This window comes from Paenarthrobacter sp. YJN-D (assembly GCF_015040335.1).
In the GTDB taxonomy this organism is placed as follows: Bacteria; Actinomycetota; Actinomycetes; order Actinomycetales; family Micrococcaceae; genus Arthrobacter; species Arthrobacter nicotinovorans.
This window is the reverse complement of the sequence record NZ_CP053549.1, coordinates 3,700,899-3,727,344: the sequence shown is the minus strand read 5'-3', so window position 1 is coordinate 3,727,344 and position 26,446 is coordinate 3,700,899. Positions and strand designations below refer to the sequence as shown.

The following is a 26,446-nucleotide window of genomic DNA, read 5'->3' as shown; positions in this document are numbered from 1 at the left end:
TCACTTTCCGGCGTCAGCGGTGGGTACTGACTGTCCGTCCTCGAATTGGTCGATGGAAGCGGACACCTTCCTGAGGAGCCCGCTGAGCTGGGTGATTTCCTTGGCGTTCAGCCCGGCCAGCATCTGGCGCTGTGTGGCGAGGTGCTCCTCGAAAATGGAGTCGATAACGTCTTTGCCGTGCGGGGTCAATTGCGCGTAGACGACGCGTCGGTCGGTACGCGTGCGCACCCGCTCGATGAGGTTTTGTTCCTCCATGCGGTCCAGCCTGAACGTGATCCCGCCGGTGGTAAGCATTGACGAACTTGCCAGCTCGCCGGCTGTCTTGCGGTGTGGTTCACCGGAGCGGCGCAGGTTTGCCAGCACGTCAAAGGAGGCCAGTGTGAGTCCGTATTTTTCGAAAACTGAGTTTTCAATGACGCGCTGTTTGATGATGATCTGGGCCAAGCGCCCGAAGACGCCGATGGTACCGGCGTCCAGTCCGGGCTTCTCCCGGGCCCAATCCTCGAGGATGCTGTCCACTGTGTCGCTGGTGTCCGGTTGCTTACCCATGGTGGTCCATTCTCATCGTGGTTGCCCTTTTCATAAATAACTTAGCACTGACTTTCTCAGTACGAGGAAGATTGGTGCGTGAGTCCATCGGGTTTGTCCTGCTTGTCACTCAGATCTGGCTATCTTAGAGTTGAGATAACTAGATCCAAGGAGATAGTTGAATGCGGCGTCATCGAAGACGTCCGCAACAAGGCAGTAGCAACGAGAGAGGTCCATCATGAGTGAAGCTGTTGCAGCAACGGAGACCACACCCGAACTTGAAGCGATGATTGATTCGTCCATCGCTTCAAGGGACACGCGGCAGGTCGATTTCGACACCCTGAAGTTCCAAACGAAGGCCGGCGCCAAGTTCCGTCGTGGTCAGGTCCGTTACATCGGTTCAGGCGCCACGGGGGACCATTCCGGTGATACCAATGTCCTCCAAGCGGAGCATTTCACCTTCTCCAACATGGTTCTCCCGGCGGGATGCGTAGGTCCGGAACATACTCATCCCGACGTGGAAGAAGTATTCTTCGTTCTTGAGGGACAGGTTGAATTCAGCGTTCACGATGTCGAAGACGGGACCAAGAAGGCGAGCCGGGTTCTGGGTTACCGCGATTTGATCCGTGTACCTGCCGGTGTACCCAGGAGCCTTCGGACGGTCAGCGACGAAGACGCATTGATCTGCGTCATTATCGGCTCCAGGAAGCCGGAGATTCCTTTCTACCCGCCGTCCTCCGAAATGCACGGGGTAACCCGGTAGTACGAGTCGGCAACCAAGTACGCCCGGAGCCTACTGGCAGGCTCCGGGCGTACTTGTGTGTGACCGCGATACCTCAAGCGACAACCGGGTCCTGAAGCTACAGCGCTTCCAGTTTGGCGGCTTGCTCGCGTGCATCGGCCTGATGGATTCTGCGGATCCTCGCTACGCCGAGATCGTGCTGGTACAGATTTTCTTCCCTGTCTGCGTCAGCTGCCAGGGCCTCAAGAACCTCGCGGTCCTGTTCCAGGACCACCCAGTGTTTTTCCTCCAGGGTTGCCTTGTACATGAACCTCCACACATCCCGTTCCCAGCCGGATACACGCCGGGTACGCCAGTGGAAGACAGCGGAGGTCTCCTGGTCGATCGGCGTCGACATTCCTACGATTCCGAAAACGCCGCCTGGTCCGGCCGACCGGGCGTACGGAATTTCCAGGTCAACGTAGTCCATGCCCTCGCGGCAGAACTCAACCCAGTCGAAATTGACGCCGCGCTGATCTGTTTTCTCGAAGAAGAATCCCCGTTCCGTCTCACGGATCCGGAACCGCGCACTGGTATCGCCGCCGGACATCGAATGTGATTCACGGTGCAGGAATGCGCCATGCATGGGGTCCAGGACGTTGTCCATGTAGAAGCGCCAAGGACCCCTCCACTCGGCATAGTTGGAAAACCAGGCGACGGCGGGATCAGCCAGCCGGTCCGGGACCTTGAATTCCGGTACCTCGGAATCCTCCGTGAGCGGCATGAACGCAAAGATCGTGTCTGCTGCTTCAACAACGGAAAGCGACACCGTGGCAGTCTTCCCTTCCAAGGCACAGCCGGGCATCCCTGGAACGGAAACCACTTTTCCGGTCCCATCCACTTGGACGCCGTGGTACTTGCAAGCAATCCTGTCTCCCAGGTGCTGGCCCACAGACAACGGTGCACTACGGTGAGGGCACCGGTCCTCGAGCATGCGGACCTGCCCCCGGGCGTCACGGAACAGCAGCCAGTCGATGTTCAGCCTTTTGACCTTGACCATGGCTCCCGCACCGACGAACCGCGAGGGGATGATGGGGTACCAGCGGTCGCGAAGGCCACTGGCGGCCAATTCGGCGGCATCCATGTGATGGCGTACGCCCACTGCGTACTTCTTCTTTCCGACTGGTCGTGATACCGGGGCGCCTGCTTGTCCGGAGGTCGGAGCTGTTGTGATGGTCATGGGCTATTCTCCTAGTCGTCGCATTTCGGCACGGAAGCTTTCTTCGTTCCAGGGCTCGCCGTTCGGTGCGTGCAAGCCAAGGGTGTTGAGTCCCGCAATGACTCCTTCCAAGTCATGCGTCCCCCCGCCAAAGATCTCTGCCAACGCTCCTGACAGCTTCTTCTCGTAGGGACCAAGGGGTTTCCCCAGGCGCGACTGGGCTGGATCCAGATACAGTTCAGGCATTTCCATCCTTTTCGGGTCGGGCGAAGGCGTGCAGGCCTTCTGCGATCTTGATGAACGATGTGGCCCACTCATTGAAGGAACCGGGACGGTTCCGGTGAGCGGGGATCCCGCAATGGTCGATGATGACGAAGACCCCGTTCCGGATGCCTCCGGCCACGCTCTGGGCTTTTGAGATGTCCGTATCGAGCGTCGGTGCTGCTGCAATCACCAGCGTGGGAGCTTGTACCTCGGACATCACGCCGGCCAGCTGGAGATCTTGTGGGTCCACCTCCGGGTCGCCCAGGATGAGGCTCATCACCAGCCCGGGATGGGTTGATCCCAGAATGACGGCGCCCAGGACATCCGGCCCGGTTGCCACGATGTGTACCGGACCCTTCTCCGCTTTCTTCAAGGCAACAGCAGCAGACTCTGCCCAGCCCCGGGCGCTCCCAGCGGCAGCGGAAGCCGGCTCTTCGGCCCACACCCGGGCGCCTAAGTCATCACGCTGGAAAGAGAACCAAGAGTCCGTAGTGCCGGAACCACCCAGACAGACAACGGGGTACTTGGGCATGGACAGCGCATCCGGGGAATCTGTGTCCATGACACGGCCGAGGCCAGGGTCGCTGAAATTCAAAGTTTCCATTCAGGCCTCATCGTGCCCGGGCTGCGGGATGTGGACGGGAGGAACAAAAGGTCCCGGCTGGGGGACCAGCGCTGTGACGTCAACTTCGATGACGGCCGGTCCGCGGACGTCCAATGCTTCAACCAAGGCTTGGTCGAAGGTCCCCGGTGACTCTACGCGCCAAAACGGCAGGCTGAGCGAACGCGACAACAGCTCGAAGTCGGGAGTTCTGAGATCCACTCCCGCCCGCGCAAATCCATTGGCCTCCTGGAGGTTTCGGAGCACACCGTAACCGCCGTCGTTGAACACGAGCACCACACACCATGTGCCTGAATCGGCCAAGGAAGCGAGCTCTCCAAGGTGGACGGCCAGGCCGCCGTCGCCCACCATTACTGCAGTGGGAACCTCCGGCCGCGCGCAAGCTGCGCCGATGCCCATGGCCAGGCCTTGGCCGATGCCACCACCAACGGGAAAGACGTTGGTTTCCCTTGCGTAGATCGGAAGCAGCCGATTGCCCCACTGGCTGGAAGGAATCGTCACGTCCCTGGCGATGACCGATTCGCGGTGGAACCTTTGACGGATGCTTTCGCAGACCTCGGCGTATCCACCGATGTAACCGGAGAGCTGTTCCCGGACGGAGTAGCGGACCTGGCGGACCCTCTTCGGCCAGGACCCTGCGGCCGGATCGGTGTCGGACTGATGCGGGCCCCGCCGGGCGTCCAGCTGCCCGTTGATGGCGGCCAGGATGCTCCGCGCGTCACCAAGCAGCCCAACATCGGCGGGATAGACGCGGCCGATGGCGTCGGCGTCGATGTCTATTTGGATATGGGGCGCTGGCAACGCCAGGTGGTAGTGCTTGGTTTCGTTGGACCGGAAGTGCGTGCCGATGCTGAGCAGCAGATCCGCCTCCGCCAGCAACTGTGATGCCTCCGGCGTAGTGGCAAAATTCCCGATGACCAGATTGTGGTCTTCGGGAACAACGCCCCGCCCGGAGTTGCTGCTCAGCAGCCCGGCTCCCAGACGCTCCATGAGGGAGGCCAGCGCTTCGCCTGCTCCGGCAGCCCCGCCACCTGCCCAGATCACCGGGCGCTTGGACGCGGCCAACAATTCGACTGCCTCGTTGAGGGCATCGGCATCCACCTCGGGGGGAAGCCGCTCAGCGGCCTCGATGGCCCGCTGCTCATCGGGGCGCGCCAGGTATTGCAGGTCAGTGGGCCATTCGATGCTGGAGGGGGAATGCGGCAGCGACTGCAGGTGGGCAATGGCCTCCTCCAGATCGGCTTCAGCGTCCTTGCAGTTGAAGATGGTGCGCGCGTATCCGGAGACGGCGTCCAGCATTTGCAGTTGGCGTGGAACCTCGTGGATAACCCCGCGGTTCCCGCCGAGAAATTCACTGTCGATCTGGCCGGTAATGTGCAGGACGCGGCTTCCCGCCGTCAACGCCTCCACCATGGAGCCGGCCGCATTGCCGGCTCCGGTACCGGTGCTGGTCAGGGCAACACCGAACTTGCCGCTTGCCCTGGCGTAAGCATCGGCTGCATTCACCGCGGCGGCTTCGTGGCGCATGGGGATGAAGGTAAGTTCACGGTCCACGGCTTCCACCAGGGGGAGGTTGTGGATGCTGATGACGCCGAAGGCGGTGTCGATCCCGTGACGGCGCATCACCCTGACCAGTACGTCCCCGCCGTTGGGTCCGTTGGTTGATTGTTTCTGTGACATCGAGTCCCTTTCGTAGCTTGAGTGGTTGTCAGACGTACCGGTTCACGCCGCCGCCGACTTCCACCGTGGTTCCGGTGGTATAGCCGCTCAGAGGCGAAAGCAGCGTGACGATGTGGAAAGCCACTTCCTCCGCTGTGCCGAACCGGCCCAGTCCGATGCCCCTGTCCTTGGCTATTTCGGCGCTCCAGTCGGCGTATCCGAGGTCGGACATCGCGTTTTCGAAGCGCCGGCGCCACTGGCCTGTATCGATGAGCCCGAGCATCACTGAGTTCACGCGGATGCCGTCCGATGCCAGGTCCTCGGCGATCGAGTGCGTCAGGTTGAGCAGCCCGGCACGGGCTGCAGACGTCGCCGCAAGGCGAAGTTCCGGTTGCCGGGCCAGGATGGCGTTGACGTTGACTATCGCCGCGCCCGGCCGGCGGGTCGTCGACGACGGCGGTTGGCTTACCTCGACGGCGGACGCCGAGCGGGCAAGCGACGCGCGCGCGGAGCGGATCATGTTCCAGGCACCGAAAATCTTGAGGTCGAACTCTTCCCGGAATTGCTCGTCTGTGGTGTCTTCCAGTGTTGCCATCAGCGATCGTCCTGCGTTGCAGACCAGTCCGTCGATGCCACCGAAGCGTTTCAGTGTGGTGGTGATGAAGGCATCGGCAGCGTTCCGGTCCGTGACATCGCAGGATTCCAAAAGGATGGAATTCGGGTCGGCCCAGGAGAATTCGCTGAACGCTTCCTCAAGCCGGTCCACGTCCCGTGCGCATGCCGCTACCCGGGCTCCTTCGCCCAGGAGAAGCCGTGCGGTGGCGAGGCCAACGCCTGAGCTGGCTCCCGTCACCACCACTGTCCGATCTTTCAACTGCAGGTCCACGTACGGTTCTCCTTCTTTTTGATGTTCAAGGGGGTCATCACTGCGCTGGCTACTGACCCATGACGAATCCGCCATCAACAACGATGTTTTGGCCGGTAATGAAAGCTGCTGAATCCGAGATCAGGAACTGCACCACGCCGGCCACATCGTCAGGAGTCTGCTCCCGGGCGAGGACCCGGCGGTCCTGGTAGAGCTGGAAGCGGTCAGCCGGGACCCGTTCGGTTGCTTCCACCCGGGTCAGCCCGGGAGCCACGGCATTGATCCTGACGCCGGCCGGGCCGGCGTCGCGGGCCATCGTCCGGGTCATGGACAGCACCGCTCCCTTCGACCCCACATAGTGCACAAGCCGGGGTGAGCCATACAGCGCCGCGTCCGAGGCAATATTCACGATGGAACTGCCGGATTTCACCGCTAATTGCGGATAGAAATGCTTGCTCATCAACCACGTGCCAAAGGCGTTGACGGTCATGACCCGTTGGAAGAAGTCGTCATCGAGTTCCCAAAACGCGTCCCCTCCCACCCCGTCGGCAAGTGCCGCATTGTTGACCAGGGCATGGGCGCCCCCCAGTCTTTCCACAGCCGTGGCCAGCGCTGAGACGGAGGAGGCATCGGAGATGTCCGTGATGATCGCTGTTGCCGAGAGGCCCCGCGATCGCAGGGTGTCCTGGGCCGATTCTGCCAATTGCGGGCTTTTCTCGGCGAGCACAACGTGGTCCCCTCCAACGGCGAGCCGTTCGGCGATGCTGAATCCCAGCCCCCGGCCGGATCCGCTGACCACAACGAGCCGGCTCATGCCTGGCCCGCCCAGAAACGGAGCACGGCGTCGGCCATCAGCCCGGGCTGCTCCTGCAGTGCGGCGTGCCCCGCATCCTCAAGGATTTCGAACCCGGCTCCAGGGATGAGCTTTGACACCAAACGGGACTCCTCGACGCCCGTGACGAAGTCGTCCCGGCCGACGACCACGAAGGAAGGGACTTTGAGCGCAGTCAGGACAACTGTGTTGTTGGTCCGGGCCATCATCCGCGCCGCTGCCGAGTATCCCGGCAGGCGGACCGCCGCCATCTCGCGGCGCACGGTGTCGGCCACCGTCGTCGGCGTCACGGGGGAGACCAATCTGCGGAAGCGCCTGGCGGCAAAAACCTCGGGTCCGACGTCGCGGAGTTCATTGATCCGTTTGAGCATTCTGTCCGCCGATTCCTTCGTCAGGCAGGACCCTCGGGTGCTGCTGGCAAGGACCAAAGAGCGCACCAGTTCCGGATACCGTGCTGCCATCTGCGTGCCGATGACGCCACCCCATGACGTGCCAAAGACGTGGACGGGACCGCTGCCCAGCTCCGTAATCAACGCAGCCGCCACGTCCACATGGTCGTCGTGGACGGACGCGTCCGTGGATTGACCGTAGCCTGGCGCGTCCCAGGAGATGGTGCGGTAACCGTTGCTGCTCAATCGTTTCGCCAAGAGGGCGCATGAATTGGCGTTGCCGCCGATCCCGTGCATCATCAGGACCGGGACCCCGGAACCGCGCATTTCAATGGATATGCCTTCGGACGACATCCAACGCATGGCCTTGTCAGTGGGTGGCATGGACAGCCTCCATGCTCAGGAAATAGTCACCGGATTCAGGCTGTACCAAGTCGCGGAACCCAGGATCGGCAATGCCCGCCATTGCACTGCGGACGGTTGCCGTGGGCGGTCCCGCGGTTCCCCATTGGTCGGACAGCTCAGGGGTTCGTCTCCATGTGCGGCAGAGCCAACTGTCTTCATCCACTTGGGCAACCTCCGAGGTGTATTCACAAACCAGGTTGTTGGGATCGGTGAAGTAGGAGAAGGTGTTGTCGCCGGGGCCGTGCCGGCCAGGCCCCCACTGCGGGGCGATACCGTGCGATTTCAGGCTTCCTATCCCGCGCATGAAGTGGTCGATGCTTTGCATCTCGTAGGCAACGTGGTTGACGGAGGACCACGGCGCTTGGTTGAAGGCGATGACATGATGCTCGGCATTGCACCGGAGGAAAGCCATTTGGTGCTCCGACCAGTCGGAGATCCGCATGCCAAGCACTTGCGTATAGAAATCGGTGGCACGATCAATGTCCACCGTGTTCAGGACAACGTGGGCAATTTTCCGCGGCAGGGCGCGCCTGCCGCCGGGTTCCTGTGAGACCACTGCGTGGACGTTCGCGGACAGTTCCAGCAGCCGCCCTTCGGGGTCCACCAATTGCAGCCCGTAGCCGCCGGCTGCGTCATCCAGGGGACCGGGCTCCCGGAACAGCGGAATGCCAAGGGCTGCGAGTTTGACTGCCGCGACGTCCACGTCCCGTGGAGTGGAGAGGGCGAACGAGATGGAGCCGAGTCCGTTCTGCTCGGCCTGTTCCAGGCGAAGTATGTGGTGGTCCGAACCTGTTCCCCGCAGCCAGAACCTGTCGCTGTCTTCCTCCACTGTGGAGAGGCCCCAGACTTCATGGTAAAAATCCTTGGCTGCGACGGCCCGGGGGACCTTGAGGGAAACCGATCGGAGCGATCGGAGCTTGCATACGGGTTCAGCGGCGAAAAAAGTCATGGACAACCTTCCGGATTGAGTTGGGTGGGCGGATTGAGGATCAGAGGTCCAGGACGAGCTCCCGTGAGCGGCAACGGGAAACACAGACGAACATGGATCTGCTTTCGGCTTGTTCGGCTGGGCTCAGGAGGAAATCCCGGTGGTCGACGTCGCCTTCGACAACACCCACCTCGCACGTGCCGCAAATTCCTTCCGTGCAGGAACTCGGGACGTCGACTCCGGCCTGGTTGAGGGCATCCAGGACCGAGATGTCGGGGCCGACAGCGATGCGCTGGCCGGTGCTCTTGCACACGACATCAAAGCCGGTACTCTCCTCGGCGGTCGTGGAAGCAGGGACCGGGGCCTTGAACCGCTCCAGCCTGAGCCGGGAGGGGTCTTCGAGGGCAGCTTCAACGGCTTTCATGAGAGGTTCCGGACCACACACGTAGACGAGCGCATTTGCGTCGAGGGAACCTACCGCACCGGCAATATCCGCGAAGGTGCCATTGGCTTCGTCATCCGCATGGACTGTCACACGGTCCTGCGGCATGCCGGCTATTTCATCCAGGAACGCCATGGTGGCCCTGGACCGGCCAGTGTAAAGGAGAGACCAGTCCGCGCCATCACTTTCCAGCTGGCGGGCCATGGCGATGATTGGCGTTATGCCCACCCCACCTGCCACCAGTACGTAGCTTCCGGCCTCCTCCAATGAGAAGTTCGTCCGGGGACCCTCCACGTCAAGCAACGAGCCCACTGGGAGGTTCTCGTGAACAAACTTGCTTCCACCACGGGAGTCGGGGGTGCGGAGCACGGCCACCGTCCATGACGTTGAACTCGACGGATCCGAACACAGTGAATATTCCCGGGTGAGTCCATTGGGAAGGCGGAGGCTCAGGTGTGCCCCGGGAACCCACGAGGGAAGAGGGGCTCCTGACGGGTCGGTCAACGTGAGGCTGGTGACGCCGTCGGCCTCCCACTTTTTCTGGTGTACACGCAAAGTGCGGCGTGCAGGGCTGGTGCTCACTGAAGTGCCTTTCATTATTGTTCGACGGCGGGTTGCTGGGCCGCCCAGTCGATGGGCTTACCGGACAGGTCCAGGTAGATGCTCTTTTGCCGCATATAGGAGCGGATGCCTTCGCGGCCCTTTTCGATGCCCAGCCCGCTTTCCTTGGACCCGCTGAACGGCGTCGAGATGCTGAACTGCTTGTAAGTGTTGATCCACACCGTTCCCGCCTGGATGGCTTTGGCTGTGCGCCATGCGCGGCGATAATCGCTCGTCCAAACACCGCACGCGAGACCAAAGACGGTGTCGTTTGCTTCCCGGACGAGGTCGGTTTCGTCGTCGAAAGGCAGGACCACTGCCACCGGTCCAAAGATCTCCTCCTGGCAAATGGCGGCCGAATTCGACACCCCGCTCAGGATGGTTGGCAGGAAGTAGGCTCCGGCATGCAGTGCCTCATCTTCCGGAGGCCCGCCACCACAGAGCACAGTGGCCCCATCCCGCCACGCAGCGTCCACCATGGCAGCCACACTGTCCCTGTGCTCGTGCGTCACCATGGGGCCCACTTGCGTGGCAGGATCGGAACCGGGACCAACGCGGAGCCGTTTGGCCCCATCGACAAGCCGGTTCAGGACTTCCTCAAAGATCGAACGTTGGATGAAGACCCTCGAACCGGCAATGCAACTCTGGCCGGTCGAAGAGAAGATTCCGTACAGGATGCCGGCCACGGCCTGGTCAAGATCGGCATCGGCGAACACAATGGTGGGCGACTTGCCGCCCAACTCCAACGTGATGGGCATGATCTTTTCAGCGGCAACCGCGCCCAGGGTCCGTCCGGTGGAGGTGCCGCCCGTGAACGAGATCTTGCCGACCTGCGGATGGCGCGCCAGAGCGTCACCCACCGTCCGTCCCGGTCCCGGCAGTACGGAGAGCAGCCCGGGCGGCAGGCCGGCGTCGTCACAAATGCGGGCCAAGAGGAGCGAAACCCAGGGCGCCCACACCGGGGGCTTGATGATCACGGCGTTGCCTGCCGCAAGGGCTGGCGCAACCTTCTGGGCGTCGCTGGCGATCGGCGAGTTCCACGGCGTGATGGCGCCCACCACGCCCACGGGCTCGTACATCGAAACAGAAAGGTAGTCGCCGCGGGAGGGAGTCAGAGCGTCCTCCAAAGTTTCCAAGGCAGCCGCCGTGAAGCGGAAGGTGCCCGCGGCACTGACGGCGAGGGCGCGGGTTTCAGCGAGCGTTTTTCCGGTGTCGAGGGTTTGCAGCTCAGCAATTCTTTCCGCATTGTCCAGGATGGCGTCACTGATCCGATGCAGCACTGTGGCCCGTTCGTGGGGGAGCATCCGCGCCCAACCACTGTTCTCGACCGCTTTCAAGCCTGCCTGGACGGCGGCATCGACATCATCGACCGTGGCTCCGTGCAACGTTGCGAAGCACGCGCCCGTGGCTGGATCGATTGACTCGATGAGCTTTCCGGCTCCTTGCCGCCACGTGCCTCCGACGTAAATCTCATCGGGTGTTGCAGGGGAGGGGCGCATCGTATTGCTCGGCGCAGCTCCGGTTTTGTCGGGGTTCATGATCGAGTTCCGTCCGTCATTGATGGTGCGAAAGGGGAGGTCCACTGCCTGGCCGGCCTCAATGGCTGCGGAGCAGGGACGCGACGTGGGCACGAAGCTCCACGAACCGGGGTTCCTGCTTGGTAGCCACCTGATCCCTTGGCCGGGGAAGGTCCACCTCCACCGTCTCTGCGACAACGCTTGGAGGCGCTGAAAGGGCTATGACGTGGTCCGCCAGGTAGATGCTCTCGTCGATGTCGTGGGTCACGACCAGGACCGTCACCCCCAAGGAAGCGTGGATATCCAGCAAAAGGTCCTCAAGATCGGACCGTGTCTGGGCGTCCACTGATGCATACGGCTCGTCCATCAGCAAGAGCTTGGGGTTCGATGCCAGTGCCCTCGCGATGGCGGCACGCTGCTGCATTCCGCCGGACATTTGCCACGGGTATAGCTTTTCCTTGCCAGTGAGTCCCACCGCGTCGATCGCCTCTTGTACTCTTTGGCGTCTTTCTTCCACCGGGACGCTCCGCAAAGGAAAAGCGATGTTCTTATCGACGCGCATCCAGGGAAAGAGGGAACGTGAGTAGTCCTGAAAGACCATAGCGAGTCCGTCGGGCACACCTTTGACGGGTTTGCCGTTGAAGGTCACGGTTCCCTGGGTGGGGGTATCCAAGCCACTGATGATGCGCAGGAGTGTGGATTTACCGCAGCCCGAGGGGCCCACGATGACGCTGATCTTCCCGTGGGGGATGCTTGCTGTGATGCTCTTGACGGCCAGATTCTGTCCGTAGGATTTGGTTACCGCCTGCAGTTCGAGTTCAATGGCCTGCTCTGTGCTGGTTGCGCTAGTCATGTTGTTGTGTCGCTCCTCGGTGCCAGGACAAAGCCCGGCGTTCGACGATGTGGAATAAGACATTGAGAGCCACGCCCAGGAGACCAAGGACGATCAGGATGGCCCAGAAATTCGTGTAGTCGAAGGTCCGCTGTGTGGTGACCAGGAGGTAACCCAGTCCGTTCTTGGATTTCTGTAGTTCCGAAATGATCATGATGATGAGGGACAGCGACAACGATGTCCGTACACCAGCAAAGATTTTGGGCGAGGCGCCGGGCAGGATGACGTTGAAGAGCACATCCAAGGGGCGGATTTTGAAGACCGCCGCTGCCTGAAGCCGTTGATGGCCGATCGAGTTCACCCCGTCGATCGTGTTGAACAGAATGGGCCACACAACGCCGAAAGCGATGAGAAAGATCTTGGGGCTATCCCCGGTTCCGAACAGAAGGAAGAACACTCCCAGCAGTGCTGGACTGGGAAGAGAGCGGCCAAGGTGGATCAGGGGCTGGAAGAGCGAAGCCAGCACGGGAACGGAACCCAACGCAATGCCGGCCGCCACCCCGGCGGCTGTTGCCAGGGCCAGGCCTGCCATTGCCCTGGCGAGGCTCGGAATAAGGTGCTGGAAGGTAGCCTCGCCCAGGAAGAGCGATGAGATGTCGGGGCTGAGGAACTCCTCGCCGGCGCGCACGAGCGCCGCCCAGGGACTGGCAATAAACAGGCCCGTGCCCGGTCCAGCGGACAGCGCCCACCAAATGCCAACGAGAACGGCGGGAACCACAAGCCGCAGGAATATCCGCTCACCTGTGATGCCCGGGCCATGCGTTCGCGGTGCACGCGACTTAACGGCGGTGGTCATTGTGCCAGTCCTTTCTTCCAACTGAAGGCTGCTCGATCCACGACTGCGAAGGCGGTGTTGATCAGGACGCCGAGAACCCCGGCGATGAGAGTGGCGGCGTACACGGCGTCCAGGTTCCCGGCGTTGGTGCTGGCGAGAAGGATGTAGCCGCCGATTCCTTGTCCGCTGCCAATCAGCAACTCGGCGCTGACTGTCACGATCAACCCGATGGAAGCTGCCACCCTGACGCCGGTGAAAGCGAAGGGCAGGGCACTCATGAGCCTTATGCGCATCAGCAGTCCCAACGTTCCGACGCCCAATGTTTTGGCGGTAGCCACGGCAGTGGCGTCGGTGCCCCGGACGCCGTACATCGTGTTGAGGAGAATGGGCCACACGCTGGACAGGGCTACCGTGATGGCGATGGGTGCCACGCCTGCGCCAAGCAACAGCACGAGGATGGGTCCGACGGCGATCGACGGCAGGGTTCGGAAGACTTCCACGGGATATTCAAACGCCACGAATACCCTCGGGAAGGCGCCCATCAGGCCTCCGAGCAGGACGCCGGCCACGGCTGCGACTCCGAGCCCAAGCAGCCACTCACCAATGGTGGTGACCATTTGGTTGAGAAAGACGGTGTTGGCCGCCAGCCCCGCAGCTTCACCGAAGACGCGGGTGGGGACGGGAAGGCCAGGCTTGGAGATCGCCCCGCTCTGGAGCAGGAGCTCCCACACCGCCAGGATCCCGAGAGTCCCGAGGACACCAAGGACGAAGATCCTGGTGTGGCCGATGGGGGCCCGGAGGAGCCTCACTGCTTCCCCGGCGTGGTGTAGGTGGACTTGCCGGCATCAAACTTCTTGATGATGTCCTGCTTGATCAGGATGTCCGCCACAGACTGGACTTTCTCCACGCTCATGGCGGTTTCGAAGTGGGGAAGGGCCATGGTGCCGGCAACTTCCGCGGGCACTTTGGCGATGCTTGGCAGCCATTGCCGGAAGTCGGCTTCCTTGCCGGTGATGTCTTTGCCCGCCGCGTAGACGGCATCAACGAACGCCGCCGTGGTGTCGGGGTTGTCCTTAACAAAGTTGTTGCTCGCCACGAAGGTGGAGATGGGAAGGCCGGCGTTGGGGCCGCTGGAAAGGTCGACGACGCGCCGCAGGCCCGCCTTTTCGGCCGCCGAAGCAAAGGGCTCCGGAAGGTAGCCGGCCTCGATGGATCCCGCTTGCACGCCGGCGATCATTTCATTGAACGGAACCTCTACCCATGAGGGCTCAACATTGAGCCCCTGAGAGGAAACGAGGTTCCGGAAAGTTACGTCACCGATGGTGTTGGTGGTGTTGATGCCGATCGTTTTGCCGTCGAGGTCGGTGATTGCTTTGACGGGCGAGTCAGCCTTGACGAAGACGCCGAGGGACTGTGGTCCTAGACTGCTCGTCAGGACCACCGTGGTGACCGGGGCCCCGCCCTCAACCGCGATGGCGGAAGAGACGGTGTTGGAAAAGCTGAGGTCCAGCTGGCCGGCGACGGCCTGCTGGATACCGATCGGTCCGCCCTGGATTGGTGTCAGAGTGACATCCAGGCCGGCCTTGTCGAAGTACCCGTGGTCCTTCGCCCAATAGACGGCGGCGTAGTCCGCAAGAGGAAGCACGCCGACATTCAAGCTGGTCTTTTCCAGCTTCCCGTCTGCAGTGCCGCCACCTTGGCTGGCCGGCTGTCCACAAGCCGTGAGGGTCATGCCAAGAGCGCTCACAAGTGCAAGCGATGCAAGGAGAGTCTTCCGCATCCGTGTGTTTCCTGTCGCGTCGAGGGTGGCCAAGCACGAGGAAGGATCCAAAGTGGCTTGACGTGAATTTACTCAGTACCAATTGTCTTAGTACTAAGATCTTTTGACTTGACCGATTCTTGCGGATTTTGTGATGCAGGTCAACACGCGTTCTTGCGCGGTGGAAATGTCGACGGGTGGATGGCGGCAGGGGTTATGGCAGGTTAAGTGCGGTATCGCGCCCGTTCATGACGCTGCCTGGTGGTTTTTGGGCGCGCTCATCCAGGGAGCAGCACGTGGATGTGTCTCCGCTGACTGCGTTCAGGGCAGGGCAGGGCAGGGTACGGGAGGGCAGGGCAGGGCCTCAAAGGCCTCGGCGCGAGGGCGCGAAGGCTACCGGCGACGTGGAGGTGACTGTCGTCGTGGTCCCTTGAATACGGGGACGTGCGTCGGAAAGGGAGCTAGTCCCGGGTCCGGTCCCAACTGACCACTACCCGCGCAGCGCCCGCTTCCGTGCGCGCCACGTTTGTAATGATCTGTGATTCCTTGGCGCCCATTTCCCGGATCCGGCGCCGGTAGTCTTCAATGTGGGCCTGAAGCGACTCTTCAGTCCATTCGCCTGGTCGCATCCTCGTTGAGATCTCTACCGGCTCTTCCCGGGGCAGGATCTCCGGGGGCTGGCGCAAAGGGTCCTTGGCCGGCTCGGGTTCGCCGGGTGGCACCAGCATCCGGACAGCGAAAGCCCCGCCTGCTATCCCGGCGACGAGGCCAGCTGCAATCAGCAACAGTGTTCGCCCGCGTTTGCGGTTTCGTGGGGCGTGAACCTTTGCTTTGGGAGTCGGCGTGACGGTCGATTTGTGGGCCATGGGAAGACGCAACCTTCCGATCAGTGGTTCGTTGTCCGTTGTAGGAATGGTCAGGAGAACACCCACTCAGTCTGCCACTGTATCGCCGTGTCTGTGCGCTACTTTTCACCCGCCGGATCCGCGACCCCTTCACCCGTGATTCACGGCCCGATTCCCGCCTGCCGGGGCAGTGGCTGGATGGCCGGATCGGGAAGATAATGAAGTCAGAGCACGGCAAGCAGCGTCCGTGCCGGTAAATGAGCAGCGATGCCGGGACAGGCAAGCCTGCTCGCGTGGTGAGGAAGAGTCCGGTGTCCTTGTCGGATGAAGAGCGCAGGAGCCTGGAAGAACTGGAGCAGGACTTGGCTGCGACAGATCCAGACCTCGCGCATGAGCTGATGTCGGGCCGCCTTCGGGGAGCGAAGGCCCGCACGACCTTTGGGGTCCTTGCCGTGCTTTGCGGCTTCGTCATGGTGATCGCCGGGATCATCACCCAACTGTTGGTGCTGGGTGTGGTGGGCTTCCTGTTGGCTGGATCAGGCGCGTATCTGCTATTTGCCGGGACGCCGTTCCGGCGGCGCGTTGGCCGGCATGGACAAGGCCCCGCGGCTTAGCGTGGCCAAATGGCCAGACGGTCCGGCAATCGGCGGACCGTGGAGCCCGCATACGCAGGACTGCCCGCAGACGCAGGACTGTCAGGGAACCGGCGGTACAGGTGGCTGAACCGGGTTCTCCGGATTCTTGACGGGCTCAGGTTCGCCGGGAGGCATCATCGTCCGCCAAGCCAGGACGGCGCCGGCACCGACGACGCCCGCCAAGAGCGCAATCAACCAGCCCCAGGGGCGTGGGGTGGGCTTCCTGGTCTGACGGGACAACGCACGCGTAGCCCTCTTCACGGCCTTGGCAGCGGTGCGTTGGGCTTCTTTGGCTGTCTTCTTGTTCCCGGTCAGTGTGAGCATGACGCCATGAACCACGGAAGGGACATCGGCGTGGTTGATCCTGGCCAAAGCCCAGCGCACTACGGCGTCGCTCTGTGAGCTGGTTCCGTCTGCCGCGTGCGTTACCCATTCCCGCGCGAGATCCTGGACTGCAGGAAAGATGCTCTGCGGTTTGTACATTGTGCGCCCCTAACGGAGAGATGGCCCCGTGAGCCAGCCTACGCCGTGGGCGCGGCACGCAACAGGCACAGCGCTCCTGCCCGGTTACCCAGCCCGGCAAGGGGATAAATCCCGGGTACCCGGCGCAGCGCTGCAGCCGAAACCCGGGGGCAGTGGCCAGGCCCGTGGTAACCGGGAAGGAGCGTTACATCCGACGGGGCAAGCTAGTCCCGGATCACCGCAGCCAGCTCCACGGGCTTCTCCAGGCCGGCCCATTGTCCACTCAGGATCAGCTCGTGGTGAAGTTCCGGTGCCGCAGCGGTGGTCGCTGATGCGTCGGCTGCCACATCCAGCACTCGGGTCACTTTCAACCGCAGCTCGCCTGCATTAATGATGGTCACGCCACTCCCCGATACCGGCGCCGATGCACTCAAGTCGGGCACGCCGCCGTCGAGCGTTCCGCTGCCCTTGACCGTTACGCTGCTGGGTCGGGGTTCGGGCTCGCCCTCTACCAGCAGGGCCGCCTCTTCCTGGCCGGTGAGGATGGCCGTGGCCAGGGCCTTAACGTAAACAGGGTCGGCGCAGGCGTCGTAGACCCAGCGCTTGCCGAGGACCGAATGGTCCATGGTGCCGATCAGCCATTCCTCGGCGCCACCCAACTCGTGTCCGCGATAGCTGAGGGGAACCTGGTAGATCCGCTCGCCCGCAGCCACCACATGTGTTTCGAGGCCGACCTCGCCGGCGGGATCGTCGAAGCGGTAGGCGCCGATGAGTTCCGGGGTACCGTCCTGGATGAACCACGGCTGCGTCGGCAGATAGTCAGCGATGATTTCGAGCTTGGTGGGGGACAGGTTTGCTTTGTGTATGATCGCCATGTCCCCCAGCCTAGGGCAGCCCGGATCCTGTCTCTAAGCAGGGTTCGATGCGTGGGCTCGGCTCTGCTCTGTTTACAATCAAAGGGACGTCGACCACTGAGGGAATCATGAAGAAACTCACCACTGTCCTGATCGCTGCCGGGCTGCTTGTCTCGGCTTCCGCTTGTTCCGCTCAGCAGCAGCTGACCACCAAGGAAACCTGCGACCGCGTGAACGTCGCCGCGGCCGGCGGCATCTCGCAAAACCCGAGCCGGACCCTTTCCACCCGTGCAGCGAACGCTGTCCGGCCAATTGAGTCCGTGGCGTCCGACGAAATGAAGCCCGTGGTCACCGCCATCCTCGAATACCTGGACGAGCAGTCCAAGGAGAACCCGAACGAAGAACGGATGGGTGAACTGACCACCGCTTTCCAGGAAGCCGGAGCCAAGTTCGGCCAGCTCTGCACCGCTGGACAGTAGTACTCCCGCTTCCAACGCTCTCCCACCTGATGCTCCCGCGGGCTTGATGGTGGGGGAGCGTTTTTTGCTGCGCCCACGCCAGCCGTTTCGATGCGTGGCTGCAGATTCGATGCGGCGCGCGGCATCTTTGGCAGCGATCCAACGAACCGGGCTACCCAAGTTCCGGAACGGTTGCAGTAGGCTCTCCGAATGACCCAACCCGACGCAAAAAAGCGCCTTCTCGCAGCCTATGACCAGCAGCTTCGCACGGATGCGGAGACTTCGGACGCCCTCACGGTCACCGGGAATGGTCCGCTCCGGCTGGCCACATTCATGGGTGGGCGCGGGTTCATCACTTACCGGGACTTGGGCGGGGCGGGCCGGGATGGCATTCGTCGCCTGGTTGCCGAAGCGATCGCCTATTTCGAAGACCAGCCCGGAATCAGCCGGGTCGAGTGGAAGACGCGCGGGCATGATGACGCCCCCGGACTCCACGAAGCACTTGTCGATATGGGCTTCACCGCTGATCCGCCTGAGTCGATCATGATCGGCGAAGCCCAGGCGTTGAGTGCGGACGTGCCGCTTCCCGACGGCGTGACGTTGCGTCGCGTCGTCGACGAACCGGACGTGCGGGCGATGACAGCGATGCAGGATGAAGTCTTCGGCGAGCCGGCTTCGAACGACATGGCGGATGCCCTGCTGCATCGGATGTCACTGGACGAGACCATGGAACTGTGGGTCGCCGAGGCGGAGGGTCGCGTCATCAGTGCCGGGCGCCTCGATCCCGTGGCCGGAACCGAATTTGCCGGTATTTGGGGAGGTGCAACCCGTCCGGAGTGGCGTGGCCGCGGGGTTTACCGGGCACTCACTGCCCGCCGCGCCCAGTCAGCATTGGCTCAGGGCAAAGCATTTATCCAGAGCGACTCGACCGAGTACTCACGCCCGATTCTGGAACGCTCGGGATTGGTTAAGGTTTCGACGACGACGCCGTACCGCTGGGTGCGCGGCTGACCTCCGCATTGCTTTGGGTGACGGTTGCAATGTATAGATGTATACAAGTACACCTTCTGGACAACCTTCTGGACGACCTTCTGAACAGCGGCGGCAATTTTGGCAGATCCACAACCCCGGAACACTGGAGCGCACCTCGTTTACAACGAGCTGAAGCGGCGAATCCTCAGCCTCGAACTCAAACCAGGTGAACGCATCTACGAGCCGGCAATGGCCACGGAGCTCCAGGTCAGCCGGACCCCGCTCCGGGAAGCGATCCGTCGGCTGATCTCCGAAAGCCTGCTTGAGCAGCAAACCACTGGTGGAGTGCTTGTTCCGCTGCTGGACGAGAAAGCCATTTCCGAGTTGTACGACGTCCGGGCCGCCTTGGAGTCCCTCATGGCACGGGAAGCAAGCGCCAATGCCACTGCAAATGACCTCGAAGAGCTTCAAGGGATCGTGGCCCGCAATGCCGCGTTGGTGGACTTTGCCGATGAAGCCATGAAGTACGGGGTTGCCCTGCACGCCGCCATCGCCAAAATCGCCGGAAACTCCTGGGCACAGCGCTTTCATGAGCAGATCGCCAGCCAGGTTGAACGGTACCGGTACTTCACCAACAACGCCCCCGAACGTCGTGAAGAGGCGCTCGCCAATCACCGGCTACTGGTGGACGCCATTGCCTCCAAGGACGCGGAGAAGGCGGCCCGGGTTGCCTTCGACCACGTCATTGGTGCCCGCGACGAGACGTTGCGGGTCATTTCCCACAAGGGCCTCGACGTCCAATGATCGGCGAACTGGGCCGACGCTCGTCCACGGCACTGCTTGTCCACTCGGCATTGATCCAGGCAGTGACCTTCCTGGTCCGCCCTGCTGCCACCTATCGGGCCCTTGAACTTGATGTTCCGGCGTTTGCGTTGGGTGTCCTCGCAGCCAGCTATGCGGTTTTCCCGTTGCTGCTGGCGCTGCCAATCGGCGGGCTTGTGGACAGATTGGGTGAGCGCCGCCTCATGGCGATCGGGGCCGCCGTCGTTCTTGGTTGTTCTGCTTTCCTGCTGTTTTGGGGAACGTCGGTGGCTGCGCTGGTGGCCGGCACAGCGCTTCTTGGGGCGGGGCAATTGGCGTGCGTGGTAGGCCAACAGGCGGTAGTGGCGAACAACGCGGCGTCGTCGCGCCTGGACTCGGCATTCGGGTATCTGACGTTCGCCGCCTCACTGGGCCAGGCCCTCGGACCGTTGGCCATCTCAGTGGTGGGCGGCGCGACCGTGCACCCGAACACAGAGGCCATCTTCATCCTTTCGGTCGGCATGAGCCTGGTGCTGTTCTTGACCACGTTCGTGATTTCCCGCAAAGTCAGCGGCCGGACAAACAGGGCCAAAGCCAGGAACGCGCCCAAGGGCGGGGCGATCGCGTTGCTGAGAACACCGGGCGTCGCCCGGGCGCTTGCCACGAGCGCGACGGTTCTGGCCGTCGTCGACCTGACCGTCGTTTATCTTCCCGCCCTCGGCGCCGAACGCGGCCTGACGGCGGCCACCGTGGGTCTGATGCTGACTGTCCGTGCGTTGTTCTCCATGGTTTCCCGCATCGGCCTCGGCAGCATGTCGCGCAAGCTGGGACGTATGAAGCTGCTGGTCCTGAGCCTGGCCATCTCCACCGTGGCCCTGGCAGTGGCGGCCATTCCGATGCCGGCCTGGCTGCTGTTCGTTGTCATGGCGTTCCTGGGCCTGGGGTTGGGAATCGGGCAGCCCCTGACCATGTCGTGGCTTTCAGCGCAGGCCCCCGCCGGCCAACGGGGTCGCGCGCTGGCCTTGAGATTGGCGGGCAACAGGGTTGGCCAAGTGGTGCTGCCCAGCGCCATCGGCGTGGTAGCCGTCGGAATGGGTGCGGCCGGAGTGTTCCTGGCGTCCGCAGTTGCCGTGGGCGGGACGACGCTGCTGCTGCGGGGTGTCCGACTGGACGACTGATTTCGCCGTCACGTTCTGCCTCTTGGCCGCACTGCTAATTAGGCGGGAAAGTAAGGGGGCGGTTCGCAATGGAGAAATGCACGGTGTTCGTGATGGCGGATCCGGACGCCTTGCCGGTGCGCTACTACAAGGCGTGGGAGTACTTCCTGCCGGGCGATGAAGTCGAAGTGAGGCTCGCCGGTGGCGCCCCCAACCCCGGTGTGGTCGTGGCTGTCATGCCGGACGGCAGCGGAATGTGGGTCTACGTCAACGGCGTCGGGCAACGTCTTTTCAGCGTGGAGGAAGACGTGGACATCACGGTCACCGGGACTCCGGCAGGCGCCGACCGGGAGAAAGCATGAAATCGCACCTGACAGCGCCCCGCCCCTACTCCGCGAACAGCGCAGCCAGGTCCTCAGCGGTCAACGATCCGCCGGCCAACGCGTCGCCTTCCATTACATCCGCGAACAACTGCGACTTCTTGGCCTTCAGCGCCATGACCTTCTCTTCGATGGTGTCCTTCGCGACGAGCCGGTAGACCATCACATTCCGGGCCTGTCCAATGCGGTGCGTGCGGTCCACGGCTTGTGCCTCCGACGCGGGGTTCCACCAAGGATCCAGCAGGAACACGTAGTCGGCCTCGGTAAGGTTGAGCCCGAAGCCGCCGGCCTTCAACGAAATCAGGAACACCGGTGCTGAACCGTTCTTGAACTCGCTCACGACGTCGCCGCGGTTGCGGGTGCTGCCGTCGAGGTAGCAGTACTCCACGCCTTCCTCGTCCAAGCGCTCGCGGACCTTCCCAAGGAAGCCGGTGAACTGGCTGAAGATCAGCGTGCGGTGGCCCTCGGAGATCACGTCCTCCAGTTGCTCAAACAACACGTCGAGCTTGGATGAGCGCACGCCGGACAGCGAGGAATCCACCAACGAGGCGTCCAGGCTCAGCTGCCGGAGCAGGGTCAGGGACTGGAAGATCGTGAAGCGGTTCTTGTTGACGTCGTCGATCAGTCCCAGGATCTTCTGCCGTTCGCGCTGAAGATGCGTTTGGTAGACCTTCTGGTGCCGCGGGTTCAGCACCACTTCAAGGACCTGTTCCTGCTTCGGCGGCAGGTCCTTGATGACCTGCTCTTTGGTGCGGCGCATCATGAGCGGACGGACACGACGCCGGAGCTTGCCCAGTTGCGCGGAGTCACCGTTCTTCTCCACGGGCTTTTGGTAGTTTTCGGCGAACCTCTTGGGGCTCGGGAACAGGCCCGGCGCCACGATGGAGGTCAGTGCCCAGAACTCCATGAGGTTGTTCTCCAGCGGGGTACCCGTGATGGCCAGCTTGAACCTTGCCGGGAGCTTCCGAGCGCACTGGTACGCCTTGGACTGGTGGTTCTTCACGAACTGGGCCTCGTCGAGCATCAGCCCGGCCCACTGGAACGAGGCGTAGGCATCGTAGTCAATGCGGAAGAGCGCATACGAGGTGATGACGACGTCGGCACCCGTCAGTGCTTCCGACGGCGCCATGCCGCTCTTGGCGAAAGTCTCACCAACGGTGCGGACCACCAGCCCGGGGGCAAAGCGCTCCGCTTCAAGTGCCCAGTTGCTGACAACACTGGTGGGCGCAACCACCAGGAAGGGAGCCCGGGGGATCACGTCAGCAGAGGCACCCTGCGCAGCGGTCGCTGTCTCAGCGGCCAGGTCCTTCGCCGCGCAGATCAGCGCGATTGCCTGCACGGTCTTGCCCAGGCCCATGTCGTCGGCGAGCACACCGCCGAGGCTGTGCTTGTACAGGAAGCTGAGCCAGTTGAAACCCTCGAGCTGGTACGGACGAAGCTCAGCGTTAAGTCCGGCCGGAAGCGGCAGTCCGGTCACGCCGTCGTCGAGCAGTCCGCCTACGGCCTCGCGCCACGCGGCGGCCTGTTCATCCACGATCCCCAGCTGCGCCAACTCGTCCCAGAGCCCGGCCTGGAAACGGCTGATCTGCAGGGTGCCGTCCTTGTTGTCCGGGTTGTCCTGCAGGGAACGGGCTTCGTCGATCAGGGCCCGCAGCTGGTGGAGTTCGGGCAGATCCAGCGAGAAGTAGGCGCCGCTGGGCAGCAGCATGCGGCTCATCCCGGCTGCGAGTGCCGAGAACACGGCGGCGAATGAGACGGGTTCGCCTTCGAGTGTGATGACGATACCGAGGTCGAACCAGTCGCCGCTGGCCGTCTCCTTGGTGGAGATGGACACAACAGGCGCTTCGGCGGCTTCGCGGTAGTCGGCGATGTCGCCGGATGTTTCAACGACGACGTCGGGCAGGTCCTTGAGCGCGGGCAGCACCTCTTCCGTGAATGCCAGTGTGTCCAGTCCACCCAGTTCAGCGGTAGCTGCCAGGCGCGGAGCACCCCAGCCGCCGGTGGCGGACTCGGCGAGCGCCGGGACCACGTCCCACGGCCGGCCGAGTGACTCCAGGATGCGGGCTTCTTCGGGATCGTCGCGGTAGCCGCGGTCGTCGGGGTGGCGCCAGAGTGGCTGGGCCGTGACGAGGGTGCCGGACTTGTAGTGCCACTCCCAGTGCAGCCGAACCTTGTGGTCGTTGCCGTAATTGGCCAGCAGGGACAGGGTGGGGACAGCCAAGGTGGGCAGTTCGACGGACTCGTCAGCGGCCTGCACTGGCGTCGATTGCCGCAGCTTGGGGTAGAACGAGGTGAGGAAGCGGCTTTCGTCTTCGGCCGGGATCTGGAGTGTCTGGCCGTCGGTGACGAATTCCAGCAGCTCGTCGCTGATGCCGCCCTCGATCGGTGCGAGGGTGATCAGGTTCTTCTGCTGTGGCACGCCGGGCAGGGTGTCGCCGGCGTGGGTGAAGAAGATGCCGTTGGCCGGCTTTCCCAGGAAGCCAACGGTTCCCGGGTCCACCGCTTCCCCGCCCAAGGTAACGGACGGCGCGAGCTGCAGCCCGCCGTCGGGCGTTGTGCTTTCGGTTCCGTCCGCGTCAAGGCGCGCCAAACTAAGTCCGACGACGGCGGACTGGGTCTCGACGCGGACGGGCTCGCTCCCAGCGGAGTGGATGAGGGGGATGCCGGCTTTCGCGGCGTCGGCCAGGAGGGTCCACAGGTTCTTGGCAGCGAAGTCGTTGAGGCTCAGCCACATCGCCCCGGAGGGTTGCTGGCGTCCGTTGCTGGAACCGTGCGCGGCCAGGAATGTTTGGAGCCACTCGACGTGGACTTCATTGAACTCGCGCCGGAAGCTGATGTAGCTGAGGTTGTTCCAGGACACGTCGCCGCGGATCCATTTGCCTTTGGCGCCCATCATGACGGGGCGGGCCTTGAGCTGGCGGACGCTGCGCATGGGGTCGCGGCGTCCTGTGTAGGAGAAGTGGGCCGCGGGCTCTTCAATTTCGAATTGGAGGGCGAGCGGGATTCCTGCCGCGCTGGGTGCGGATCCGGGCTTGGCGATCAGCCTGTTGAGGGCTTGTTCCCAGGCAGGCCGGGCCGAGCCGCCCTGTTCCATGGCGCCGTGCCGCGACGTTTGGATTCCGGGCGCCTGCGACAGGAGCTGGGAACGGATGGTGGGGTGGTCCTCGGCGGTGAAGAGCAGCGCGGCGACGTGCTTGCAGTCCTTCCGGACCGGGCAACTGCAGATACCCACAGTGCAGCTCCAGCCGGCGGGCTTGCGGACCAGTTTGGCCGACGTCGAATAGGGTTGCGGGCCGCTGCCCCGAACCTTGCCGAGGAGGAGCCCGGTTGCCGCGTCGAAGGAAATCCCGCTCACGCGGCTGCCCATGGCATAGGCCAGTCCGGCCGCCAGGGAGCGGTCGTTAATGGCAGGAGTCTGAATGGCCAGTTCCCAGGATTCGTCTGTGTGGGACGGCATGCGTCGGGCTACTTTCGGCAGGAGGTTATCTGCTCAATCTTAGTCAGCAGAAAACAGCTCCCAAACTTCGCCCTCCGTTAACCTCAACCTCGATTGCCGCGCCGCTCCCACGCGTACGTTGAAAGTGTCCGGAGCACCATCAGCTTTCAGCAGTGAGGATTCCCCATGACTACCAACGAGTACCCCGTCGTCCTGAACAAGACCGGATTCGAAGCCGGCAATGCGGATGTTGTGGATTCCAACGTCAACGTCGTGAACCAGATGTACCAGGAGCTCCTCAACAGCGACGAAATCGCGCTCCCTGCGCTCAACAGCTACTTCGTGGATTTCTACCTGACGCAAGCGCTGTCCGGCGGTTTTGCCCAGTACGTCTTCACCGCGCCGGAGCGTGAGGAAGTTGATGAGTATGTCCGCGCCGGGCTCGAAGCCATGGGCGCTGAGCGGCACCTGGATCTCTTCAACCGAACGGCTGCGGCGTTTGACGCGCTGACGGAAGAGGAAGCAGAGGCCTACCTGGACGGCGAGCTGGATGAGTCCGAGACTCCCGTTCCCGCGGTTGTGGCCTTGGACGAACTCGACGGCGAGTTCGAAGCCTTGCTTGAGGAAGAGGACATCATCGATCTCAACGCTGCCTACCTGCGCGACCAGTCCGAGCTCCTGGTTCTTTCCGAGGATGAGATCGAGGAACACATCGCTGCCCGTGTGGCCCAAATCCCGGACCTGGCCGAGCGCCAGGCAGAGGCAGAAGAGGAAGCACTCGCCAACGCTCCCGAGTTCGAGGTCATCATCCGCGAATTGTGCGACGTGGCCGGCTACTCCTTGGAGAAGATCACCATGGGCGATCCCAACTACGAGCACGACGGCGTGAAGACCCTCGCCTGGCACTTCTCCACCGACCACGGGGACTACCTCATGATCGAGGACGACGACGAGGCCTTCATGATCCACCCGGAGACGAAGGAAATCATCGCGGCCGTGGAGTTCGAAGAGTCTGAGGAATTCGCGGACGCCTAAACCGCCCCTATGTAGCCGAAAACGCCGGAGCGCTGCGGATTCGCCGTGGCGCTCCGGCGATTTCGGCGCGCTCCGGCGTTCTGGACGTGCTCCCGCGTTCTGGGGCTAGCTTGTCCTGGCCCGGCTGAGCTTGACGAAACCCCAAACTATGGAGGCCTGCCAGCAGACGAGCAGGCCGACCCAGATCCAGTCAAAGCCGCGGTTTGCCGCGTTGATGGCCATGGCTATGAGCCCCAAAGTCCAAGCGACCTCCTGCAATGCAAGGAATCCCAGGTTTGGCGGTGTCTTCGCTGTGTTTTTCGCTGCCATCTTCCCTCCCCAATGAGTAAATGGCAGTCTAACGGACGGGCGAAACCGTACCGGGCTCAGTATCCGGATGCCGCGGCGCCCTTGATCATCTCCCCGCTCGGGCTGACCAAGTACCAGACGCCGCCCACGCCCTGTCCGGTGACGTCGCCGGCTGCTTTGTCCTTGGCGTAGTAGTACAGGGGCATGCCGTTGAGGGTGACTTGCTTCTTCCCGTCAGGCGTTGCGATGGTTCCCACCGTTCCTGTGACGCCGTCAACGCCGGGCGCGTCCGACGTCGTGGTGAAGACGGGCCAGGCCTGCAGGCAGGCGCCGGTGCACGCGCTGGTGCCCGAGTCCTTCACATCCTTGGTGAAGAAGTAGAGGCTCATCCCTTTGCTGTCCACCACGATCTGCCCCGCGCTGGACGACGCCGTTTTCATCTCAGCACCAGCTGCGGTGCTGGCGGCCGGGGAAGAGGACGCCGCGGACGGGGGAGCGGAAGTACTTGTTCCCGAACTGCCGCCGCACCCCGCCAGTGCTGCCGCAACGATCAATGCACCCAATCCAAAGCCAATTTTGTTCTTCATGTCCAGCTCCTTGAGACGAGCCGGTCGGGAGGGCCGGCGCTAACCCCTACGACGCCGGACGGGTGAGAATGGTTCATGCTTGCTGAACCTTTTTGGGGCTCGGCGCGTCGTATAGGCGA

At 62.7% G+C, this 26,446-nt stretch carries 29 protein-coding genes; 8 read left to right on the top strand and 21 right to left on the bottom strand.

Annotation, left to right across the window (positions count from 1 at the left end; genetic code table 11):
• The gene (locus tag HMI60_RS17270; protein ID WP_018778262.1) at positions 1-549 is read right to left on the bottom strand and encodes a MarR family winged helix-turn-helix transcriptional regulator; all 549 of its coding nucleotides are present in this window, start codon (positions 547-549) and stop codon (positions 1-3) included.
• Positions 550-766: 217 nt separating this feature from the next.
• On the opposite strand from HMI60_RS17270, the gene HMI60_RS17265 reads away from it, so the two are divergent.
• Entirely contained in the window at positions 767-1,291 is a 525-nt protein-coding gene (locus HMI60_RS17265; RefSeq protein ID WP_018778263.1) for a cupin domain-containing protein, read from the top strand.
• 97 nt (positions 1,292-1,388) lie between these two features.
• Here the strand turns inward: HMI60_RS17265 and HMI60_RS17260 are convergent, their stop codons facing one another.
• The 15 genes from HMI60_RS17260 to HMI60_RS21105 all read right to left on the bottom strand — a co-directional run bounded on the left by HMI60_RS17260 (position 1,389) and on the right by HMI60_RS21105 (position 15,283).
• The gene (locus HMI60_RS17260; protein ID WP_039243039.1) at positions 1,389-2,489 is read right to left on the bottom strand and encodes a Rieske 2Fe-2S domain-containing protein; all 1,101 of its coding nucleotides are present in this window, start codon (positions 2,487-2,489) and stop codon (positions 1,389-1,391) included.
• 3 nt (positions 2,490-2,492) lie between these two features.
• Positions 2,493-2,714: a recombinase-like helix-turn-helix domain-containing protein gene (locus HMI60_RS17255; protein ID WP_018778265.1), complete on the bottom strand. Its 222-nt coding sequence runs from the start codon at positions 2,712-2,714 to the stop codon at positions 2,493-2,495.
• Positions 2,707-3,336, bottom strand: a complete 630-nt coding sequence (locus HMI60_RS17250; protein ID WP_227453581.1) for an alpha/beta fold hydrolase — start codon at positions 3,334-3,336, stop codon at positions 2,707-2,709. The genes HMI60_RS17255 and HMI60_RS17250 overlap by 8 nt, the downstream gene beginning before the upstream one ends.
• Positions 3,337-5,034 (bottom strand): thiamine pyrophosphate-binding protein, encoded by a 1,698-nt coding sequence (locus HMI60_RS17245; protein WP_110505237.1) that lies wholly within the window; start codon positions 5,032-5,034, stop codon positions 3,337-3,339.
• 28 nt (positions 5,035-5,062) lie between these two features.
• Positions 5,063-5,899 carry an SDR family oxidoreductase gene (locus HMI60_RS17240; protein WP_193590078.1) on the bottom strand — a complete coding sequence of 279 codons (837 nt, stop codon included), beginning with the start codon at positions 5,897-5,899 and terminating at the stop codon, positions 5,063-5,065.
• 49 nt (positions 5,900-5,948) lie between these two features.
• Entirely contained in the window at positions 5,949-6,692 is a 744-nt protein-coding gene (locus tag HMI60_RS17235; protein ID WP_055972697.1) for an SDR family oxidoreductase, read from the bottom strand.
• Positions 6,689-7,483, bottom strand: a complete 795-nt coding sequence (locus HMI60_RS17230) for an alpha/beta fold hydrolase (RefSeq protein ID WP_193590077.1) — start codon at positions 7,481-7,483, stop codon at positions 6,689-6,691. The genes HMI60_RS17235 and HMI60_RS17230 overlap by 4 nt, the downstream gene beginning before the upstream one ends.
• Positions 7,470-8,453 carry a VOC family protein gene (locus tag HMI60_RS17225; protein ID WP_193590076.1) on the bottom strand — a complete coding sequence of 328 codons (984 nt, stop codon included), beginning with the start codon at positions 8,451-8,453 and terminating at the stop codon, positions 7,470-7,472. The genes HMI60_RS17230 and HMI60_RS17225 overlap by 14 nt, the downstream gene beginning before the upstream one ends.
• Positions 8,454-8,493: 40 nt before the next feature.
• Positions 8,494-9,456, bottom strand: coding sequence for a PDR/VanB family oxidoreductase (locus tag HMI60_RS17220; RefSeq protein ID WP_144401332.1), 963 nt, complete (start codon positions 9,454-9,456; stop codon positions 8,494-8,496).
• 14 nt (positions 9,457-9,470) lie between these two features.
• A complete protein-coding gene (locus tag HMI60_RS17215) occupies positions 9,471-11,105 on the bottom strand; it encodes an aldehyde dehydrogenase (RefSeq protein WP_370584043.1) in 1,635 nt (544 codons plus the stop codon).
• Positions 11,071-11,844, bottom strand: coding sequence for an ABC transporter ATP-binding protein (locus tag HMI60_RS17210; protein WP_039243034.1), 774 nt, complete (start codon positions 11,842-11,844; stop codon positions 11,071-11,073). The genes HMI60_RS17215 and HMI60_RS17210 overlap by 35 nt, the downstream gene beginning before the upstream one ends.
• Entirely contained in the window at positions 11,837-12,679 is an 843-nt protein-coding gene (locus HMI60_RS17205; protein ID WP_193590075.1) for an ABC transporter permease, read from the bottom strand. Before HMI60_RS17205 ends, HMI60_RS17210 begins: the two co-directional genes overlap by 8 nt.
• Positions 12,676-13,467: an ABC transporter permease gene (locus HMI60_RS17200; protein WP_018778276.1), complete on the bottom strand. Its 792-nt coding sequence runs from the start codon at positions 13,465-13,467 to the stop codon at positions 12,676-12,678. Before HMI60_RS17200 ends, HMI60_RS17205 begins: the two co-directional genes overlap by 4 nt.
• Positions 13,464-14,390, bottom strand: coding sequence for an ABC transporter substrate-binding protein (locus tag HMI60_RS17195; protein ID WP_227453580.1), 927 nt, complete (start codon positions 14,388-14,390; stop codon positions 13,464-13,466). The genes HMI60_RS17200 and HMI60_RS17195 overlap by 4 nt, the downstream gene beginning before the upstream one ends.
• A gap of 488 nt (positions 14,391-14,878) precedes the next feature.
• The gene (locus tag HMI60_RS21105; RefSeq protein WP_227453579.1) at positions 14,879-15,283 is read right to left on the bottom strand and encodes a hypothetical protein; all 405 of its coding nucleotides are present in this window, start codon (positions 15,281-15,283) and stop codon (positions 14,879-14,881) included.
• A gap of 272 nt (positions 15,284-15,555) precedes the next feature.
• Here HMI60_RS21105 and HMI60_RS17185 point away from each other — a divergent pair, with 272 nt between their 5' ends.
• A complete protein-coding gene (locus tag HMI60_RS17185) occupies positions 15,556-15,876 on the top strand; it encodes a DUF3040 domain-containing protein (RefSeq protein WP_227453578.1) in 321 nt (106 codons plus the stop codon).
• An 81-nt stretch (positions 15,877-15,957) separates the two neighbouring features.
• Here HMI60_RS17185 and HMI60_RS17180 read toward each other — a convergent pair whose 3' ends face one another.
• Together HMI60_RS17180 and HMI60_RS17175 are read right to left on the bottom strand one after the other, a co-directional pair.
• A complete protein-coding gene (locus HMI60_RS17180; protein ID WP_055972688.1) occupies positions 15,958-16,380 on the bottom strand; it encodes a hypothetical protein in 423 nt (140 codons plus the stop codon).
• 203 nt (positions 16,381-16,583) lie between these two features.
• A complete protein-coding gene (locus HMI60_RS17175) occupies positions 16,584-17,234 on the bottom strand; it encodes a hypothetical protein (protein WP_039243028.1) in 651 nt (216 codons plus the stop codon).
• Between the two features lie 107 nt (positions 17,235-17,341).
• Between HMI60_RS17175 and HMI60_RS17170 the strand changes: the two genes are divergently transcribed.
• The 5 genes from HMI60_RS17170 (at position 17,342) to HMI60_RS17150 (ending at position 20,963) form a co-directional block, all read left to right on the top strand.
• A complete protein-coding gene (locus tag HMI60_RS17170; RefSeq protein WP_018778282.1) occupies positions 17,342-17,692 on the top strand; it encodes a hypothetical protein in 351 nt (116 codons plus the stop codon).
• Between the two features lie 189 nt (positions 17,693-17,881).
• Positions 17,882-18,682: a GNAT family N-acetyltransferase gene (locus HMI60_RS17165; protein WP_193590074.1), complete on the top strand. Its 801-nt coding sequence runs from the start codon at positions 17,882-17,884 to the stop codon at positions 18,680-18,682.
• A gap of 99 nt (positions 18,683-18,781) precedes the next feature.
• Positions 18,782-19,447, top strand: coding sequence for a GntR family transcriptional regulator (locus tag HMI60_RS17160; protein ID WP_193590073.1), 666 nt, complete (start codon positions 18,782-18,784; stop codon positions 19,445-19,447).
• On the top strand, positions 19,444-20,622 hold the full coding sequence (locus HMI60_RS17155; RefSeq protein ID WP_193590072.1) for an MFS transporter: 1,179 nt from the start codon (positions 19,444-19,446) through the stop codon (positions 20,620-20,622). Before HMI60_RS17160 ends, HMI60_RS17155 begins: the two co-directional genes overlap by 4 nt.
• Positions 20,623-20,690: 68 nt before the next feature.
• The gene (locus HMI60_RS17150) at positions 20,691-20,963 is read left to right on the top strand and encodes a hypothetical protein (protein ID WP_079581943.1); all 273 of its coding nucleotides are present in this window, start codon (positions 20,691-20,693) and stop codon (positions 20,961-20,963) included.
• 25 nt (positions 20,964-20,988) lie between these two features.
• Here the strand turns inward: HMI60_RS17150 and HMI60_RS17145 are convergent, their stop codons facing one another.
• Positions 20,989-24,438, bottom strand: coding sequence for a DEAD/DEAH box helicase (locus HMI60_RS17145; RefSeq protein WP_079581944.1), 3,450 nt, complete (start codon positions 24,436-24,438; stop codon positions 20,989-20,991).
• A gap of 165 nt (positions 24,439-24,603) precedes the next feature.
• On the opposite strand from HMI60_RS17145, the gene HMI60_RS17140 reads away from it, so the two are divergent.
• Positions 24,604-25,452, top strand: coding sequence for a hypothetical protein (locus HMI60_RS17140; protein WP_039243022.1), 849 nt, complete (start codon positions 24,604-24,606; stop codon positions 25,450-25,452).
• A 105-nt stretch (positions 25,453-25,557) separates the two neighbouring features.
• On the opposite strand, the gene HMI60_RS17135 is transcribed toward HMI60_RS17140, so the two are convergent.
• Together HMI60_RS17135 and HMI60_RS17130 are read right to left on the bottom strand one after the other, a co-directional pair.
• Entirely contained in the window at positions 25,558-25,761 is a 204-nt protein-coding gene (locus tag HMI60_RS17135) for a hypothetical protein (RefSeq protein WP_018778289.1), read from the bottom strand.
• 56 nt (positions 25,762-25,817) lie between these two features.
• Positions 25,818-26,327: a hypothetical protein gene (locus HMI60_RS17130; RefSeq protein WP_193590071.1), complete on the bottom strand. Its 510-nt coding sequence runs from the start codon at positions 26,325-26,327 to the stop codon at positions 25,818-25,820.
• Positions 26,328-26,446 lie beyond the last annotated feature (119 nt).

Coding starts and splice junctions, on each gene's coding strand:
- HMI60_RS17270 (WP_018778262.1), bottom strand. CDS start 549: ATGGGTAAGCAACCGGACACCAGCGACACAGTGGACAGCATCCTCGAG.
- HMI60_RS17265 (WP_018778263.1), top strand. CDS start 767: ATGAGTGAAGCTGTTGCAGCAACGGAGACCACACCCGAACTTGAAGCG.
- HMI60_RS17260 (WP_039243039.1), bottom strand. CDS start 2,489: ATGACCATCACAACAGCTCCGACCTCCGGACAAGCAGGCGCCCCGGTA.
- HMI60_RS17255 (WP_018778265.1), bottom strand. CDS start 2,714: ATGCCTGAACTGTATCTGGATCCAGCCCAGTCGCGCCTGGGGAAACCC.
- HMI60_RS17250 (WP_227453581.1), bottom strand. CDS start 3,336: ATGGAAACTTTGAATTTCAGCGACCCTGGCCTCGGCCGTGTCATGGAC.
- HMI60_RS17245 (WP_110505237.1), bottom strand. CDS start 5,034: ATGTCACAGAAACAATCAACCAACGGACCCAACGGCGGGGACGTACTG.
- HMI60_RS17235 (WP_055972697.1), bottom strand. CDS start 6,692: ATGAGCCGGCTCGTTGTGGTCAGCGGATCCGGCCGGGGGCTGGGATTC.
- HMI60_RS17230 (WP_193590077.1), bottom strand. CDS start 7,483: ATGCCACCCACTGACAAGGCCATGCGTTGGATGTCGTCCGAAGGCATA.
- HMI60_RS17225 (WP_193590076.1), bottom strand. CDS start 8,453: ATGACTTTTTTCGCCGCTGAACCCGTATGCAAGCTCCGATCGCTCCGA.
- HMI60_RS17210 (WP_039243034.1), bottom strand. CDS start 11,844: ATGACTAGCGCAACCAGCACAGAGCAGGCCATTGAACTCGAACTGCAG.
- HMI60_RS17205 (WP_193590075.1), bottom strand. CDS start 12,679: ATGACCACCGCCGTTAAGTCGCGTGCACCGCGAACGCATGGCCCGGGC.
- HMI60_RS17195 (WP_227453580.1), bottom strand. CDS start 14,390: ATGACCCTCACGGCTTGTGGACAGCCGGCCAGCCAAGGTGGCGGCACT.
- HMI60_RS21105 (WP_227453579.1), bottom strand. CDS start 15,283: ATGGCCCACAAATCGACCGTCACGCCGACTCCCAAAGCAAAGGTTCAC.
- HMI60_RS17180 (WP_055972688.1), bottom strand. CDS start 16,380: ATGTACAAACCGCAGAGCATCTTTCCTGCAGTCCAGGATCTCGCGCGG.
- HMI60_RS17175 (WP_039243028.1), bottom strand. CDS start 17,234: ATGGCGATCATACACAAAGCAAACCTGTCCCCCACCAAGCTCGAAATC.
- HMI60_RS17170 (WP_018778282.1), top strand. CDS start 17,342: ATGAAGAAACTCACCACTGTCCTGATCGCTGCCGGGCTGCTTGTCTCG.
- HMI60_RS17165 (WP_193590074.1), top strand. CDS start 17,882: ATGACCCAACCCGACGCAAAAAAGCGCCTTCTCGCAGCCTATGACCAG.
- HMI60_RS17155 (WP_193590072.1), top strand. CDS start 19,444: ATGATCGGCGAACTGGGCCGACGCTCGTCCACGGCACTGCTTGTCCAC.
- HMI60_RS17150 (WP_079581943.1), top strand. CDS start 20,691: ATGGAGAAATGCACGGTGTTCGTGATGGCGGATCCGGACGCCTTGCCG.
- HMI60_RS17145 (WP_079581944.1), bottom strand. CDS start 24,438: ATGCCGTCCCACACAGACGAATCCTGGGAACTGGCCATTCAGACTCCT.
- HMI60_RS17140 (WP_039243022.1), top strand. CDS start 24,604: ATGACTACCAACGAGTACCCCGTCGTCCTGAACAAGACCGGATTCGAA.
- HMI60_RS17135 (WP_018778289.1), bottom strand. CDS start 25,761: ATGGCAGCGAAAAACACAGCGAAGACACCGCCAAACCTGGGATTCCTT.
- HMI60_RS17130 (WP_193590071.1), bottom strand. CDS start 26,327: ATGAAGAACAAAATTGGCTTTGGATTGGGTGCATTGATCGTTGCGGCA.